Genomic DNA, 17445 nt, shown 5'->3' with positions numbered 1-17445 from the left:
TTCAGTGCTGATGGCTCAGTCCTGGCGACCCAGCATCAGGAACTCGAGCAGTGCCTTCTGGGCATGCAGGCGATTGCCTGCTTCCTGCCAGACGACGGCGCGCGGGTCATCCAGCAGACCCATGCTGATCTCTTCGCCGCGGTGTGCCGGCAGGCAGTGCAGGAAGATGACATCGTCGGCGGCCTTGTCGAGCATGGCTTCATCGACCTGGAAACCGGCGAAGTCGGCCTCACGCTTGAGCTGCTCTTCTTCCTGGCCCATGGAGGCCCAGACATCGGTGGTCACCATGTCCGCGCCCTGCACGGCTTGCTGCGGGTCACGATGGATGCTGACGCGCTGGCCAGCCGCCGCGACGATCTCGCTGTCCGGCTCGTAGCCTTCCGGGCAGCAGATGCGCAGGTTGAAATCGAACTGACGCGCGGCGTTGATCCAGGAGTGGCACATGTTGTTGCCATCGCCGATCCAGACCGCTGTCTTGCCCTTCACGGAGCCACGGCATTCGGTCCAGGTCATCACGTCCGCCAGCAGCTGGCACGGATGATAGTCATCGGTCAGCGCATTGATGACCGGCACGCTGGAGGCGTCGGCGAAGGCTTCGATGTCGGAGTGGGCGAAGGTGCGGATCATCACGCCATCGACCATCTCGGACAGCACGCGGGCAGTGTCGCCGATCGGCTCGCCACGGCCCAGCTGGGTGTCGCGCGGTGACAGGAACAGCGCATGGCCACCGAATTGCGCCATGGCCGTCTCGAAGGACACGCGGGTGCGCGTAGAGGACTTCTCGAAAATCATCGCCAAGGTGCGGTTGGCGAACGGCGTATAGACCGGACCTTCCTTCTTCAGCCCATCCTTGATGGTGATGGCGCGCTGGATGAGGTAGTCGAGTTCTTCCGGAGAAAGGTCAAGCAGGGTCAGAAAGTGCCGGGTGGCCATCGAGCGGGCTCCTGTCAGGGTCTCGGGCAGCACCATCGAAAAGGGCGCCATGCGTCGGAGGGAAGGAAGTCGCCGACGATCACGGCGCCCGGATGGCGCTGCCTGTCAAAAGAGCCATCCTAGCCAGCTCGGCTCGAGCGTGCAACGCTCATGCCGTTATCAGGGCGGCCATGACGCGCGCTGCAGGGCCGATGCGCGCTGCTGCAGACAGCAATCCACAACTCGGGCACTATCGGGGGCTGAATTCATGGCTTACCCCCAGTAGAATGAGGGAATGACACTCACGGGCCTTGCGCCCACCGTCCGAGGATTGCACATGAGCACTACCATCGAATCGATCGAAAAGCAGATTGGCGAGAACCCGATCCTCCTGTACATGAAGGGCACCCCGCAGCTGCCGCAGTGTGGTTTCTCTGCGCAGACCGTGCAGGCCGTCATGTCCTGCGGCGAGCGTTTCGCCTTCGTCAACATTCTCGACAACCCGGACATCCGCGCCGAGCTGCCGAAATACGCCAACTGGCCGACCTTCCCGCAGCTGTGGGTCAACGGCGAGCTGGTCGGCGGTTGCGACATCGTGGTCGAGATGTACCAGAACGGCGAGCTGGAGCCGCTGATCAAGCAGGCCGCTCAGGAAGCGTCTGCCGAGTGATCGGCATCTTCTGATCGGCACCCCTGATCCGCATCTTCTGATAGGAGCCGCTCTGATCATGCTTGCTCTTGGTAGATCAGTGCCGAGCAGAAAAAACGCCCCCGCAGCCAGGCTGCGGGGGCGTTTTCATGTCTGATGCTTGGAGGGCTTGTCAAAAGCTCTGCCAGTCAGGGCGCGGGCGCGTCGAGCGAGACCGGCACCTCGTCATTCATGCCCTGTTCTTTCATCGCCAGGTCCCAGCCGCCCAGGTCCTTGAAGCGATTGACCATCGCGCAGAACAGCTCCGCGGTGCGTTCGGTGTCATAACGCGCCGAGTGGGCGGAGGCGTTGTCGAACTCGATGCCGGCGGCACGGCAGGCGCGCGCCAGTACCGTCTGGCCATAGACCAGACCCGCAAGCGAAGCGGTATCGAAGCACGAGAACGGGTGGAACGGATTGCGCTTGATACCGCAACGCTCGACTGCCGCGTTCAGGAAGCCCTGATCGAAGGCCGCATTGTGGCCGACCAGCACCGCACGCGTGCAGCCGTGCGCCTTGATGGCCTTGCGCACCGGGCTGAAGATCTCGCCCAGCGCCTGATTCTCGGCCACCGCGACCTGCTTGCGCACCGGGTTGTCGAGATCGATACCGGTGAAATCCAGTGCCGACTGTTCGATGTTGGCGCCCTCGAAGGGGGCCACGTGGAAGGCATAGGTCGCATCCGGCACCATGTTGCCATCGTCGTCCATGGTCAGCGTGACGGCAGCGATCTCGAGCAGTGCATCACCGGCGGCATTGAAACCACCCGTCTCGAGGTCGACCACCACTGGCAGAAAGCCACGGAAGCGCTGTGCCATCTGCGTGCGCTCGCTCGCCTGGGTCATCAAGATCTCCAATCCCGTCATAGCATCTCGTGCTGCGTCGTGCGTATTGCCGACGCTCAAGGTGGCCAATTGTAGCAGGGCGAAAAGGGCGCGTCGCGGCGCTGGCCGCGTGCCGGGGTGTCTCTGGCCCTCCTGGCAGTATCGGTGAGGTGCCAGCCTCGCTATAATCGGCGTCACATCGTGATTCGGGTAGATGAGCGGCTGCGCTTGCGCGGTCTTCGCTCGTCTGGACCGGGCGATCCAACCCCACCTGCGGCCACGGCGTTCATCAGTGGTACGCGGGAACTACAAGCATCAACTCAGGAGTCAAGCATGTCCGACGTGCAAAAGGTCGTTCTCGCCTACTCCGGCGGCCTGGACACTTCAGTCATCGTCAAGTGGCTGCAGGAAACCTACAACTGTGAAGTCGTGACCTTCACAGCTGACCTCGGTCAGGGCGAGGAAGTCGAGCCGGCGCGTGCCAAGGCAGAAGCCCTCGGCGTGAAGGAGATCTACATCGAAGACCTGCGCGAGACCTTCGTCCGCGATTACGTCTTCCCGATGTTCCGTGCCAACGCCATCTATGAAGGCGAGTACCTGCTGGGCACCTCCATCGCACGTCCGTTGATCGCGCGTCGTCTGGTCGAGATCGCCAACGAGACCGGCGCCGACGCCATCTCTCACGGCGCGACCGGCAAGGGCAACGACCAGGTGCGTTTCGAGCTGGGCGCCTACGCGCTGAAGCCGGGCATCCAGGTCATCGCGCCGTGGCGTGAGTGGGACCTGAACTCCCGCGAGAAGTTGATGGAATACTGCGAGCAGCACGGTATCGAAGTCGACTACGCCAAGAACAAGAAGAAGTCTCCGTACTCCATGGATGCGAACCTTCTGCACATCTCCTATGAAGGTGGTGTGCTGGAAGACCCGTGGACCGAGTGCGAAGAAGAGATGTGGCGCTGGAGCGTCAGCCCGGAGCAGGCGCCCAATGACGCGACCTACATCGATCTGACCTACACCAAGGGCGATATCACTGCCATCGACGGCAAGGAAATGGCCGCTCACGAAGTGCTCGAGTACCTGAACAAGGTCGGCGGCGCGAATGGCATCGGCCGTCTCGACATCGTCGAGAACCGTTACGTCGGCATGAAGTCGCGTGGCTGCTACGAAACACCGGGCGGCACCATCATGATGCGTGCTCACCGTGCCATCGAATCCATCACTCTGGACCGCGAAGCGGCCCACCTGAAGGACGAGATGATGCCCAAGTACGCTGAGCTGGTGTACAACGGCTACTGGTGGAGCCCGGAGCGTCGCATGCTGCAGGCGGCCATCGATGAGTCCCAGAAGGTCGTCAACGGCGTCGTGCGTCTCAAGCTCTACAAGGGCAACGTGATCGTCGTCGGCCGTCAGTCCGAAGATTCGCTGTTCGATGAGTCCATCGCGACCTTCGAAGACGACGCGGGCGCCTACGATCAGAAAGATGCTGCCGGCTTCATCAAGCTGAACTCCCTGCGCCTGCGTATCGCGGCCAGCAAGGGACGTGGCATCGAGTAATCTCTGATCCGATAGCCTGATCTCGGAACACCATGACGCCGGCCCCTGCTGCAGCCATTCGCTGCCATAGGGGTCGGCGTCGTGCTATCCGGCTGTCCGTGCCGCGTCAACCGGCTGTGGATGTCACGCTGCCGGCGGCCAGAGCCGGGCGCGATTTCGTCTGATGAGGTGCTGATCATCCAGGGCACGCATGGCGCTCAGCGGCGTTGCTGGGCGCTTTTCTCCCTCGTGGGTGCATGCGATGCTGGCCACAGCCCCTTTTCATTGTCATTTCTGCACGTAGAGTGCCGGCGTCCGTCATGGCGGCCGGCCAAGGAAGATGTCTCATGCTGGGTATGCTGAAGAAACTGTTTGCCGCAGGCGAGCCTGCGCCGGTCAAGGAACCGGAAGCCACTGAATACAAGGGCTATCTGATCGTGGCGATGCCGCAGAAGCACGATGGTCAATACCGGGTGTCGGGCGTGATCCGCAAGCCGGTGGAAGGCGGCGAGATGCTGGAGCACCGTTTCGAGCGCTCCGACACCGTGCCGGGCGAAGAGGGCGCCGTGGAGCTGACCCTGCTCAAGGCGAAGCGCACCATCGATGACCTGGGTGACAGCATCTTCGAGCGCTGATCGCCCCCGGAGCTGACCGCTGCGCACTTGACCCTACCTTCAGGAGCACGCCCATGATCACGGTTCACCATCTGGAAAACTCGCGCTCGCAGCGCATCCTGTGGCTGCTGGAAGAGTTGAATCTTGAATACCGTCTGCAGACCTATGCCCGCGACAGCAACAGCATGCGTGCGCCCAGGGCGCTGAAGGAGATTCACCCGCTAGGCAAGGCGCCGATCATCACCGACACCACCCTGACGGGAGAGAATGCCGAGCCGGTGGTGGTCGCCGAGTCCGGTGCGATCATCGAATACCTGATCGATCTGTACGCCGGCCAGGGCAGCGGCAGCACTGCCCATCTGCGCCCACCCGCCGGCAGCCAGGCCGAGCGTGACTACCGCTTCTGGCTGCACTTCGCCGAGGGTTCGGCGATGCTGCCGCTGATGCTCAGACTGGTATTCTCGCGCCTCGACAAGCCACCGGTGCCGTGGTTGGTGCGTCCGATCGCGCGCAAGCTGGCCAAGGGGGTGAATGACAGTTTCATCAGCCCGGAGATCAAGGCGCATCTCGCCTACATGGATACCTGTCTCGAGCATCGCCAGTGGCTTGCCGGTGACTCGCTGACCGGTGCCGATATCCAGATGAGCTTCCCTATCCAGGCGCTTGATGCGCGCCAGGGGCTCAAGAATCACCCGAATATCCAGGAATGGCTGGCCCGCATCCGTCAGCGCGAGGCCTTTCAGCGTGCCGTGGCCAAGGGTGGCGAGCTGGCGCTCTGAGGTGCTGAGGTGCTGATGCTCGGGTGCGAGTCGCAAACATTATATGGCTTGCGCATTTTTGCGCTATTGATGTGATTGAGACTTTCGTCGGGATTCTTTCGGCATTCGGGCTGTCACATCTGAACGTTATATCGATAGGTTCTGTTTTAGATATTTAAGCTACAGTTAATGCTTATTGATCTCGAGCGGGCGACAGCCGCCCAGCCACCAGGCTGGGCGGCGAAGCGCCAAGGATGCCAGGCACAACAGGCGGATAAGCATCGCAAGACAGAACGACATGGCATAACAACAAGTCTGGACAACAAGACATAGCACTAGACCGTGAGCGATGCATCGGCAAGCGAGTGGGGGAGTCCGCCGTGTGCCGATGGATAAACAGGATGCAGGACAAGGAGTCGACCGGGGGCCTGGCATGGCACGCAAGAGTCTGCGTGAACAATCACTGGAACAAGCACTCCAGCAGATGGAACGCGACAAGGCTCGCCTTGAACGCCGACTAGCGGGGCTGGAAGAGAAACTGTCGACGACGCTCGACGGTACCGGCCTGCGCCTCTGGCAGCTCGAAGTGCCCAGCGGCAAGCTCACCATCTTCAACTATCGTTGGGGACGTATGCTGGGCTATCAGCCCGGCGAGCTGAACGCCCATTTCGATGTCTGGCGCGAGCACCTGCACCCGGAAGACCGCGACGAAGTGCTCGCCAATCTCAATGATCACCTCGAGGGGCGCACCGAGGTCTATCAGGTCGTGCATCGCATGCTGGCCCGCGATGGCAGCATCACCTGGGTCGCCGATCGCGGACGGGTGGTCGAGCGCGATGAGCACGGCAATGCCCTGCGGCTGCTGGGCACGCATACCGACATCAGTCATGAGAAGGACTACGAATCGCGCCTCAATGCACTGGCCAGTACCGATGCCCTGACGGGGCTTGCCAATCGCCAGGCCATCAACAGCTGGCATCAGCGACCGCTGGCCGATGACAGTGCCTTGATCTTCATCGACCTCGACGGCTTCAAGCAGGTCAATGATCAGTTCGGTCATCGTGCCGGTGACGAAGTGCTGGTGCTGGTCGCGCATGGCCTGAACGATGAGCTGCATCGACTGGGCATCCACCAGCATCTCTCGGCGCGTTTCGGCGGCGATGAATTCCTCTTTCAGCTGCCCCGCATGACACTGCCGCGTGTTGAACATATCGCCCGTCGCTGGCTGGAGCGCTTCGCGCATCCCCTCGAGATCAGCGGTGGTCTCGGCTGCGTCGGCCTGAGCATCGGCATCTGTTTCGGGCGCGATGCCGACAATCGCTTCGGGCTGGCGCTGGAACAGGCCGATCAGGCGATGTATCGGGTCAAGCACCATGGCAAGCACGGCTACAGGGTGCACGCGCCGGTGGAATGCTCTGCCAGCGAATACCAGGCCTCGAATCTGCAGGCCCCCGCGAGTCGGCTGCCTTCCTGGCTGCACCCACAGCATGCACCGCTAACGCAGCAGGCGCCGGCCCCCCGGCCAGCCCCCCAGTCGCCGCCAAGGCAGCAGCCCGCTCCTGCCGATACCGAGCGTGGCGATAGCGTATCGGCTGATTCCGAGTCTGCCGATGCCAGGGCCAAGGAGGCCAGGTGAACGCCATGACAAGCCTGCCTGCTTCCCGCTGGCTCCCGACATCCCAAGCCCCCTGCACGCGCAAGCGTCGGGGGCTTTTGTCTTTCAGGCCACTCGATTGACGGGCGTGGCGCAACGCGGCAGCGCGAATGCCATCATTTTCTGATATGACTATTGCATCCGGCAAAGTCGCGAACGACGCTGGGGGGACGGCAAGGCAGGATGAGTCGAGGCCCCCCGGCGTCATGGAAGCGTCGTGACGCAAGACAGGCATGAACGGCGGCCTCAAGTGCCGCCTTTATCAGCAGGGCGAGTGTCCTCAAGGAGAGAAGGATGAGTAGCAGCGAGTCTGGCCGACAGTTCATCAATCAGCCACGCCTGGTCGTCGGCGAGGCGCTGGAAGGCTGCGCACGACTGCGCCACCCGGATGGCAGTGGCGTGCGGCTGTCAGACCCCGCCAGTGGCATGCGCCTGGTAGTGCGTGATGACTGGGCGCGCGATCAGGTCGCGCTGATTTCCGGTGGCGGCTCGGGGCATGAACCCGCGCACGCAGGCTTCGTCGGCGCGGGCATGCTGACAGCCGCCGTGTGTGGTGAGCTGTTCGCCTCGCCGACGGTGGACGCCGTGCTGGCGGCGATCCGCGAAGTCACCGGAGAGGCCGGGGCCTTGCTGATCGTCAAGAACTACACCGGGGATCGCCTCAACTTCGGACTGGCGGCCGAGCGGGCGCGCCAGGAAGGCTTCAAGGTCGAGATGGTCATCGTCGCCGACGATGTGGCGCTGCCCGATAACCCGCAGCCACGCGGGCTGGCCGGGACGCTGCTGGTGCACAAGGTCACCGGTGCGCTGGCGGCACGCGGGGCGGGCCTCAAGGAAATCACCGCCGTCGCGCGTCGCGTCGCCGACAGCTGTTCAACCTTGGGCGTTGCCTTCAATGTCGGCCGCCATCCCGGCAAGCCGCGAGAGCAGCGCGCACCGGAACTGGGGCTGGGCATTCACGGCGAGCCGGGCGCCATGGCGCTGGAGCTTGGCAGCGACTCGGGCATCCACGGCGTGCATGCCGTCATGGACACCGTGGTCACGGCGCTGGTGCAGGGCCATTCGCGCAAGGATGTCGGCGGCGACCTGCCGGCCAGCGGCCATCTGCTGCTGATCAATGATCTGGGCGGTTGCTCGGCGCTGGAGCGCAGTCTGCTGCTGGAAGAAGCGCTGACGCATCCGTCGCTGCAGGCGCTGGGCATCCATGCCGTGGTCGGCCCGCAACCGCTGATGACCTCGCTGGACATGCACGGCTTCTCGCTGACGCTGCTGCCGCTGGATAGCCTGCTGGAAGAGGCGCTCAGCGCCAGCTGCGCGCCGGTCGCCTGGCCGGGTGTGCAGCCGGTGACGCCACTGGCGCACTTCACCCCGAGTCAGGACGCCGTCAGAACGGCCAGCGACGAAGCCTCGGATGCCAGACGTGCCCAGGCCAGGGCCGACTGCCGGGAGCGTGCCGCCCGTGGCGTGAAATCGCGTGCCGGCCTGCCGGGCGATCCGCAGGTCGAGCAACGCCTGCGCGCGGCATTGGAAGTCCTGCTTGCCAGCGAGGCGGATCTCGACCGACTCGATGCCATCAGCGGTGACGGTGATACCGGCAGTACCTTCGCCAGCGGTGCGCGTGCGGTGATCGAGGCGCTGGAAGACTGCGAGCTGGCATGTGGTGATTCCGGCGAGCTGATGGCCACCATCGGCAAGCAGCTGGCCCACGGCATGGGCGGCTCCAGTGGTGTGCTGCTCTCGACGCTGTTCACCGCAGCGGCCACCCGCTGGAAGGAGCAGTCGAACACGAATGGCCAGGCGCCAATGAGCCAGCGCTGGCACGATGCCCTGAGTCACGGCGTCGCCCGCATGCAGCATTACGGCGGTGCCTCACGCGGCGACCGCAGCCTGCTGGATGCGCTGTTACCGGCGCTGGAAGCACTGCAGTCTTCGCTGCAGACGACCCCGAGCGTTCGTGTCGACTGGGCCGCGATGGCGTGCGCCGCCCGTCAGGGCGCGGATGCCACCGCCGAGATGGCCAAGGCGCGGGCCGGGCGCTCCGCCTACGTGCCTTCCGCCCATCTGGTCGGCAACAGCGACCCGGGCGCGGAAGCCGTGGCGCGTGTTTTCGAAGCGCTGGCCGATGCCGCCGAGGAAGCCGCAGGTTGATTGAAGCTTCCATTGACCCGCTGAGCTGGTTGACCCGAATGACGAGTGTCTGAGCTCTCCAGCCCCATAAAGCTCTAGAGCCAAAGCCGCATGACGCAAAAAGGCCCGCCCATGAACCTCGTGTTCAGGGGCGGGCCTTTGGGTTCATGGGGCAAGCGTCATGCGGCAAGCGGTCAGGCAACTTTCTGACGTGTCGGCAGCCGGATCAGGCGGGTGGCGATGGCGGTGCCCAGCAGAGTGATGCCCATGCCGGTGAGGATGCGCGCATCGATCACCTCATCGAGCAGCAGGTTGCCCCACAGCAGCGCGCTGACCGGTACCAGGAAGGTGACGGAAGTGGTCGCGGTGGCGCCGGCGCTGGCCAGCAGGCGGAAGAAGATCAGGAAGGCGAGGCTGGTGCTGAGTACCGCCAGCGCGATCGCGCTGCCCCAGGCTTCCAGGCTGACGCTGGCCTGTGGCCACATCCACAGGCCCGGAACCAGCAGCAGCAGGGACGACATCAGCGAGCTGCCCGCGGCCAGCACCGGTGAGGGCAGGTGATTCAGGCGCTGGCGCGAGAAGTTGGAGGCGAAGCCGTAGCAGAAGGTCGCGCCGAGGGCGGCGAGGATGAACCAGCCATCGCCGCCGAGCTGGAAATCGAGACGATCGCTCGACAGCACATAGACGCCGCTGAAGGCCGCGGCTAGGCCGAGATACTGCTGCTTCTGGATCGGTGTGGCGAAAAGCGCCATGCCCAGCAAGGCAGTGAACAGCGGCGTGGTGGCATTGATCAGCGAGGTGAAACCGGCCTCCAGTTGGGTGGTAGCCAGCGCCAGCAGGCAGAAGGGCAGCGCCTGGCTGGTCAGCCCCAGCACCGCAAGCGGGCCCTTGTGTTCCCACAGCATCTTCAACCGGCCCGCGCCCAGCAGCAGCGGGGCGAGCACCAGCGCGCCGATGCCCATGCGCAGCAGTATCAGCGTGGTCGGGCCGAATTCCGGCGCGGCCACGCGCATGAAGATGAAAGACATGCCCCACAGGGTGGATAGCAGGACAAGACGCAAGGCATCGCTGGCGGACATGGTGTTCTCGACGTGGCGTGTGAAAGGCAGTCCGACAGGCTAGCCCCTCATGCGCGTCACGGGAAGCACGACCTTGTGTTCGTTGCTGCCCGGTTTCTGCTCAGCTCCAACCTTGGTCCCAGTTCACTGGCCTCAGGCGGACGGAATCGCACCGCGCTGGATGGCGGCGATATCGCGGGCGGCGCGCTCCAAAGCCGGCAGGTGCTTGAGCATGTCCTCGCGCGACTGGCGCATTACCGGCGCCTGGATCGCCACGCCGATGTTGGAAGGCCCATCGGGATTGGGTGCCAGCACCGCGATGCACACCAGCCCGGGCAGGAATTCCTCATCATCCAGCGCGAAGCCCTGCTGGCGGACCTGCTCGATCTCGGCCTCGACGGACTCGATGTCAGTCAGGGTGTTGCGCGTCATCGCGTTCAGCGGCGTGCCGGTCAGCAGGCGACGGCGCTGGGCGGGTGGCATCTGGGCCAGAAACAGCTTGCCGCTGGCGGAGCAATGCACCGGCACCCGTGAACCGGGGTGCAGATAGAAGCGCAGCGGGGCCTGGGTCTCGACGCGGTCCAGATACAGCACTTCGCTGCCGGACAGCGCCGTGATGTTGCAGCTCTCGCCAACCTCTTCCATCAGCCGGTTGAGCACGCCGTGGCGTGCGCCCTGTACGGTGTCGTTGAGCAGCAGGTTCTCCGCCAGACGGCGCAGACGGCTGCCCTTGCTGTAATGACGGTTGTCCGCCTCGCGCTGCAGCATGCCGCTGCCTTCCAGCTGCTGCAGCATGCGGTGCAGCGTCGGCTTGGGCAGGCCGGTCTCTTCCACCAGTCCCTGCAGGGTGAAGAACTGGTCCTTGGCGGCGATCACTTCCAGCAACGCCAGCAGGCGCTGGGCGGGCGTATCGCCTTCTATCTTGCTGCCTTCCTTGCTGGCCTCCCTGTCAGCGTCCTTGCGGTCACGCGGCAGGCTTGCCTGGGGCTGGGTGGCACTGTTCATGGGCTATTCCCTCCTTCAATCCGTGCGCGGGGCAGTGTGGCGCCGAAACGCTCGGCCCGTCAGTGCCTTGCGTTGCTGTGCCTACTTTAACAGTACTCCATTCATCGGAAGAAGTTTCTAAAAAAGGAGTGTTTTTGATCATTTTCTGAAATCGGGCTTGACGGACCGCTCAGTGAGGGCTAATTTTGGTCACATGTTTCGGTAATCGGAACTAAATGTATCAATAAACATAAAATCTAGAGTTGGAGACGCCATGAGCACTCAAGACAGCGCAGACAATCGCAAGGTCGTGCAGGGCAAGCAGAAGATGACCCCTTCCGAGGCCTTCGTGGAAACCATGGTCGCCAATGGCGTCACCGACATGTTCGGTATCATGGGCTCCGCCTTCATGGATGCGATGGACATCTTCGCGCCGGCCGGCATTCGCCTCATTCCGGTGGTGCATGAGCAGGGCGCTGCCCACATGGCCGATGGCTATGCTCGCGTCTCCGGTCGTCACGGCATGGTCATCGGCCAGAATGGCCCGGGCATCTCCAACTGCGTCACCGGTATCGCGGCCGCTTACTGGGCGCACAGCCCGGTGGTCATCGTCACGCCGGAAGCCGGCACCACCGGCATCGGCCTGGGCGGCTTCCAGGAATGCAAGCAGCTGCCGATGTTCCAGGAATTCACCAAGTACCAGGGCCACGTGACGCACCCGTCGCGCATGGCGGAATACACCGGTCGCTGCTTCGATCGCGCCATGTCCGAGATGGGCCCGACCCAGCTCAACATTCCGCGTGACTACTTCTATGGCGAGATCGAATGCGAGATTCCCAAGCCGGCACGTGTCGACCGCGGCCCGGGTGGCAGCAAGAGTCTGGATGAGGCAGCCGAGCTGCTGGCCAGCGCCAAGTTCCCGGTCATCGTTTCCGGTGGCGGTGTGGTGATGGCCGATGGCGTCGAGGAGTGCAAGGCGCTGGCAGAGCGTCTCGGCGCGCCGGTGGTCAACAGCTACCAGCACAACGATTCCTTCCCGGCCAGCCACCCGCTGTGGTGTGGTCCGCTCGGGTATCAGGGCTCCAAGGCGGGCATGAAGCTGATCTCCCAGGCCGATGTCGTCATCGCGCTGGGCACGCGCCTCGGGCCGTTCGGTACCCTGCCGCAGCACGGCATGGACTACTGGCCGAAGGACGCGAAGATCATCCAGATCGACGCCGACCACAAGATGCTGGGCCTGGTGAAGAAGATCTCCGTCGGCATCTGCGGCGATGCGCGTGAAGCGGCCATCGCCCTGACCGAGCGCCTGTCCGGTCGCAATCTCGAGTGCGATGCCACCAAGGATTCGCGCCTCAGCACCATCCGCGAAGAGAAGGCCGCCTGGGAAGCCGAGCTTGACGAGTGGACCCACGAGAAGGACGCCTTCAGCCTCGACGCCATCGACGAAGCCAAGGACGAGAAGCCGTTCTCCGGCGGCGAATACCTGCACCCGCGTCAGGTACTGCGCGAGCTGGAAAAGGCGATGCCGGAAGATGTCATGGTGTCCACCGACATCGGCAACATCAACTCCGTGGCCCACAGCTACCTGCGCTTCGACAAGCCGCGCAGCTTCTTCGCCCCGATGAGCTTCGGCAACTGCGGCTACGCGCTGCCGACCATCATGGGGGCCAAGACTGCCGCGCCGGAACGTCCGGCCATCGCCTACGCCGGTGACGGCGCCTGGGGCATGAGCCTGATGGAAATCATGACCGCCGTGCGTCACGACATTCCGGTCACGGCTGTCGTCTTCCACAACCGTCAGTGGGGCGCCGAGAAGAAGAACCAGGTCGAGTTCTACAACCGTCGCTTCGTCGCCGGTGAGCTGGACAACCAGAGCTTCGCCGAGATCGCCCGCTCCATGGGTGCCGAAGGTATCACCGTCGACCGTCTGGAAGACGTGGGCCCGGCCCTCAAGAAGGCCGTCGACATGCAGATGAACGAAGGCAAGACCTGCGTCATCGAAGTGATGTGTACTCGCGAACTGGGCGACCCGTTCCGCCGCGACGCCCTCAAGAAGCCGGTGCGTCTGCTCGAGAAGTATCAGGATTACGTGTAACGCCCGTCGCTGATCGCGCTGTGCAGGTCATGGATGGCAGCGTGATGAAGCGGGTGTAGCGCGACGCGCAAGCAGGACTGGAACTCTCCCTTGCCCCGGCCATTTCTGATGTCCGGGGCTTTTTGGATGTGTCGGCTGCCTGCAAGGGCAGCGAGGAGACAGACATGAAGGCACTCAACAACATTCTGGCGCGGGCCAAGGCAGACCCGCGCCGTATCGTGCTCTGCGAAGGGCAGGACATGCGGGTGGTGCAGGCGGCGGTGAACGCGGCGGAGCAGGGACTGGCGCAGGTGATGCTGGTGGGCGACCCGACCGTCATCGCCGCCACCGCCAGAGAAGCCGGGCTTGGGGATCAGGCACTGGCACGGCTCGAGCTGATCGACCCCGCCACCTCCGAGCACACCGCCAGGCTTGCCGAGGCGCTGCACGCGCATCGCGCGGCCAAGGGCATGACGGCGGAGCAGGCTGCCGAGAAGATTCGTGACCCGCTGACGTTCGCCAACATGCTGGTGCGCGAAGGGCTGGCGGATGGCTCGGTGGCCGGCGCCGTGCTCACCACTGCCGATGTGGTGCGCACCGCCATCCAACTGCTGGGCCTGGCGCCGGGTAGCAAGCTGGTCTCCAGCTTCTTTCTGATGATGCTGTGCAAGCCGTTCCACAACATGAAGGGCGGGATGATCTTCTCGGACTGCGGGCTGGTGATCGACCCCGACGCGGAAGAGCTGTCGCAGATCGCGCTGGCCGCCGCCGACAGCGCCCAGGCACTGCTCGGGGAAGACCCACGGGTGGCGATGCTGTCGTTCTCCACCAATGGCAGCGCGCATCACGCCGCGGTGGACAAGGTGGTGCAGGCCGCGCATCGGGTACGCGAGCAACGCCCGGATATCGCCATCGATGAAGACGTGCAGCTCGACGCCGCCATCGTGGCGGAAATCGCCGAGCGCAAGCTGCCCACCTCACGCGTCAAAGGCACCTCCAACGTGCTGGTGTTCCCCAATCTGGAAGCCGGCAATATCGGCTACAAGCTCGCCGAACGCATCGGCGGCGCAGAAGCCATCGGCCCGCTGCTCCAGGGCCTCGCCAAACCCGCCAACGACCTCTCGCGCGGCTGCTCCACCGCCGACATCCTCAATGTCATTGCGGTCACTGTCGTTCAGGCACAGCAGCGTACATAGAAAGCTTGCAGCTTTTATTGATAGCTGTTTTAGGCGGGTGAGCTGGCGAAAGCCCTGCTTGCCCGCTATGCAGTGACTCAATAAAAAATTGATTTCAGTCTGTTTAGAGTATTAATGAGGCTAATTTCATGTTGTTGCAAACACTATAATGTGCTTAATTGATTGTGTTTAAGTTTTTAGCATATGTTGTTTTTCTCGGACAGGGAGAATTAAATGTTAGTTAAAAAGATGAAAGTTATAAACTTTAAAAGATTTGAAAGTGATGAGTTTGACTTTAATGATGATATTAATATTTTGGTTGGAGATAATAATGCGGGGAAAAGTACAGTTCTTGAAGCTCTCGAAATAGCATTGAATTTTCAATTTCGAGGAAAACAACTAAATGCTGAGTTTTCATCTGACTTTTTTAATGCTAGTGCCGTATCAAAATTCTTAAATTCACCTAAAAATATAAATGACTTCCCTGAGATAAGAATTGAAGTCTTTTTATCTGGAGTGCCGGAGTATCAAGGCGCTAATAACATAGCAGGTGTTGATGCGCAAGGTGTGATGGTTATAGCAAAATTCGATGAAGATTATGAAACTGCCTATTATGAGTATAGAGACTCGGGGGAGGCAATAACTAGTATTCCAGTAGAGTTTTATAAAATTGAGTGGTTGGATTTTGCTTGGAATAAAATTAAACCTATAACTAAAAGGTTTAAGTCTTTATATGTTGATTCTACACGAATTCACCCAACGCATGGGAAAAATAAATATATTTCAAACGTTTTGGACAGTGTGTTAGATAAGGATGCAAGGTATCGTCTGGATTTAAATTATAGAGAAATGTTTCAGTCATTAAATAATACCGCTGAAGTTGTTTCTGTAAATGCAGGTTTAGATTCTGATAATAAAATAACTGAGAAAAAATTATCGCTCTCTGCAAATTCCTTACCCCCTTATTCGCTTAATAGTAGTCTTCAGCTTGCCGTCGATAAGATTCCATTTCATATGGTTGGTAAGGGTGAGCAAAGTAAAGTGCAAATTAAACTAGCCTTCTACAATAAATCTGAAGATGTAGATGTAATTATGATGGAAGAACCTGAAAACCATTTGTCTCATATAGAACTTAATAAGTTGATACGTGATATTGATGAGCATAGAGAGAACAAGCAGCTTTTTTTAACAACACATAGTTCTTATGTTTTAAATAAATTAAGTATTGATAAAATATGTCTTCTTGGTAAGACTTATAAGAAACTTGATTCACTAGACAAAAGTGTTGTCAGAGTATTAAAAAGGCTACCAGGATATGACACACTTCGAGTAGCTTTGACTGAAAAAGTAGTTCTTGTAGAAGGCCCCTCAGATGAGCTTGTAATCAAAAAAATATATAAGGATAAGCATAATAATAAACTTCCTGAGCATGATGGTATAGATGTTATTGTAGTGCGAGGGGTAGGATTTAAAACATTTATTGAAATTGGAAAAGAGATAGGGACTAAGATTAACGTTTTGCGTGATAATGATGGAGATTATACTCAGAATGTAGTGACAGCCATAGAAGAGTATGCAAGTTATCCTAATATTAAAATGATTTCATCATCCGACAATGAGATGTTTTCTTTAGAACCTGCTTTGATCATATCTAATGCTGTTTCTGAAATAGATCTAGATTCTTATGCTAAAATAGTGTTATCAGTACAGACTTTAAAAAAATATAGTGGGAATGTTGGATTACAAAACAAAAAAGAATTTCTCGTAGACTGGTTTAGAAGTAAAGATGGTGACGGGAAAGGTGCTAAGAAAGTTGATTCAGCTATTAAGCTTTTCGATACGGATGAGCATTTTAAGTACCCGGCATTCCTAGACGAGGTATTTGATTTTGCCTAATATTATATGTATGGCCAGTGCTGGCTCAGGGAAGACTCATAAAGTTATTACTGAATCTATAGAGAAAATAAAAGAAGGTGGTAAAGTATTGGTTGTTACGTTTACCACTAATAATCAAAAGGAGCTAAAGCATAGATTTTCAATTTTAAATGGTGGGCAAAGTGATAGCTTTATAGTTAAAGGTTTATATAGCTTCTACCTAGAAGATATTGTCAGACCCTACCAGAGTGTATTTTTTAATAATCGTATTGAAGGAATTTTCTTTAATGAAAGTAACCCTCACCTTATACCAGGAACAGCAAGGTATAGAATAGGGCGAGCTGAAAAAAACAAAGATGACACCATAAATAGTCAGCATTTCCTGACAGGTGATGGTAAGAAAGCGCATACAGGTTTTTTGGCAAAATTAGCAGCACGTGTCTCTCAAAAGACTAATAATGCGACTTCCAAAAGAATAAATAATATCTATTCGCACATATACTTCGATGAAGTTCAAGATCTGGCTGGTTGGGATTATACTGTTATAAAGCAACTAAGCGAAGTTATAAATTCCTCTATAACTTGTGTGGGAGATTTTAGGCAAACTGTCTATTCGACTACATTTGCCAAAAAAACTCCTGCTACTATGGATGAGAAAATAGCTGAATTTAGTAAAATGAATTTCAAATCTGAATATCTCAATATTAACATGAGAAGCGTAAGTCAAATTTGTGAATTCTCTAACATGATACATGCCGACATGTGTAATGATATAGCTTCTGGTGTTGAAGAAATACCTGATTGTTTTAAGGGGCACACGGGGATATTTGTAGTTAAGGAGTCGGATGTATGTGATTATCTGGATGAGTTTAATGCTGTAGTGCTTAGGTGGAATGTACGGTCGGGTAATAAAATTCTCCCCAAACATGCGAAGTGTTATAATTACGGCGATAGTAAGGGGATGGGTTTCAATCGAGTAGTAATTATTCCCACATCTAATATTCTAAAGTTTATTCTTAGCAAAGAAGAGAATTTACTAGTTTCAGAGGCGATAAGAAATAAATTCTATGTGGCAGTTACTAGGGCTAAGTATAGCTTGGCGTTTGTTATACCTGACAAGCAAGTTCATGAAACTGATTTTGTAGTGTGGGGGAGATGATATGTTGTGA

Annotated in this window: 14 protein-coding genes; 10 read left to right on the top strand and 4 right to left on the bottom strand. The window is 58.7% G+C overall.

Annotated elements, in window-relative coordinates; all coding sequences use genetic code 11:
• Positions 1-15: 15 nt before the first annotated feature.
• Positions 16-933 (bottom strand): ornithine carbamoyltransferase, encoded by a 918-nt coding sequence (gene argF, locus AC5WNI_RS12485; protein ID WP_495928526.1) that lies wholly within the window; start codon positions 931-933, stop codon positions 16-18.
• 316 nt (positions 934-1249) lie between these two features.
• On the opposite strand from argF, the gene grxD reads away from it, so the two are divergent.
• Complete coding sequence (grxD, locus tag AC5WNI_RS12480; protein WP_166018798.1) at positions 1250-1582, top strand: Grx4 family monothiol glutaredoxin; 333 nt, start codon at positions 1250-1252, stop codon at positions 1580-1582.
• 167 nt (positions 1583-1749) lie between these two features.
• Here grxD and rnt read toward each other — a convergent pair whose 3' ends face one another.
• Positions 1750-2445, bottom strand: a complete 696-nt coding sequence (rnt, locus tag AC5WNI_RS12475; RefSeq protein WP_175088563.1) for a ribonuclease T — start codon at positions 2443-2445, stop codon at positions 1750-1752.
• A 267-nt stretch (positions 2446-2712) separates the two neighbouring features.
• Between rnt and AC5WNI_RS12470 the strand changes: the two genes are divergently transcribed.
• From AC5WNI_RS12470 to AC5WNI_RS12450, 5 genes are all read left to right on the top strand, one after another.
• A complete protein-coding gene (locus AC5WNI_RS12470; RefSeq protein ID WP_282627791.1) occupies positions 2713-3978 on the top strand; it encodes an argininosuccinate synthase in 1266 nt (421 codons plus the stop codon).
• 326 nt (positions 3979-4304) lie between these two features.
• A complete protein-coding gene (locus AC5WNI_RS12465; RefSeq protein WP_306424366.1) occupies positions 4305-4592 on the top strand; it encodes an HlyU family transcriptional regulator in 288 nt (95 codons plus the stop codon).
• A 53-nt stretch (positions 4593-4645) separates the two neighbouring features.
• A complete protein-coding gene (locus tag AC5WNI_RS12460) occupies positions 4646-5350 on the top strand; it encodes a glutathione S-transferase (protein ID WP_285461263.1) in 705 nt (234 codons plus the stop codon).
• Positions 5351-5762: 412 nt separating this feature from the next.
• Positions 5763-6965: a GGDEF domain-containing protein gene (locus AC5WNI_RS12455; RefSeq protein ID WP_217485788.1), complete on the top strand. Its 1203-nt coding sequence runs from the start codon at positions 5763-5765 to the stop codon at positions 6963-6965.
• A 312-nt stretch (positions 6966-7277) separates the two neighbouring features.
• A complete protein-coding gene (locus AC5WNI_RS12450) occupies positions 7278-9131 on the top strand; it encodes a dihydroxyacetone kinase subunit DhaK (protein ID WP_495928525.1) in 1854 nt (617 codons plus the stop codon).
• Positions 9132-9304: 173 nt separating this feature from the next.
• Here the strand turns inward: AC5WNI_RS12450 and AC5WNI_RS12445 are convergent, their stop codons facing one another.
• Both AC5WNI_RS12445 and AC5WNI_RS12440 read right to left on the bottom strand, forming a co-directional pair.
• Complete coding sequence (locus AC5WNI_RS12445) at positions 9305-10189, bottom strand: DMT family transporter (RefSeq protein WP_495928524.1); 885 nt, start codon at positions 10187-10189, stop codon at positions 9305-9307.
• A gap of 132 nt (positions 10190-10321) precedes the next feature.
• Positions 10322-11173, bottom strand: coding sequence for an IclR family transcriptional regulator (locus AC5WNI_RS12440; protein WP_175088567.1), 852 nt, complete (start codon positions 11171-11173; stop codon positions 10322-10324).
• Positions 11174-11426: 253 nt separating this feature from the next.
• On the opposite strand from AC5WNI_RS12440, the gene xsc reads away from it, so the two are divergent.
• The 4 genes from xsc (at position 11427) to AC5WNI_RS12420 (ending at position 17435) form a co-directional block, all read left to right on the top strand.
• Positions 11427-13247 (top strand): sulfoacetaldehyde acetyltransferase, encoded by a 1821-nt coding sequence (gene xsc, locus AC5WNI_RS12435; RefSeq protein WP_254626986.1) that lies wholly within the window; start codon positions 11427-11429, stop codon positions 13245-13247.
• Between the two features lie 164 nt (positions 13248-13411).
• Positions 13412-14422: a phosphate acetyltransferase gene (gene pta, locus AC5WNI_RS12430; protein ID WP_495928523.1), complete on the top strand. Its 1011-nt coding sequence runs from the start codon at positions 13412-13414 to the stop codon at positions 14420-14422.
• Positions 14423-14635: 213 nt separating this feature from the next.
• Positions 14636-16297, top strand: a complete 1662-nt coding sequence (locus AC5WNI_RS12425) for an ATP-dependent nuclease (RefSeq protein ID WP_495928522.1) — start codon at positions 14636-14638, stop codon at positions 16295-16297.
• Complete coding sequence (locus tag AC5WNI_RS12420; RefSeq protein WP_495928521.1) at positions 16290-17435, top strand: UvrD-helicase domain-containing protein; 1146 nt, start codon at positions 16290-16292, stop codon at positions 17433-17435. Before AC5WNI_RS12425 ends, AC5WNI_RS12420 begins: the two co-directional genes overlap by 8 nt.
• The last annotated feature ends 10 nt before the right edge of the window (positions 17436-17445 follow it).

The sequence above is a fragment of the Cobetia sp. PDI-12MA genome (genome assembly GCF_059507695.1).
Note: the sequence above shows the minus strand (reverse complement) of the source record. Positions and strands in the feature narration are given on the sequence as shown.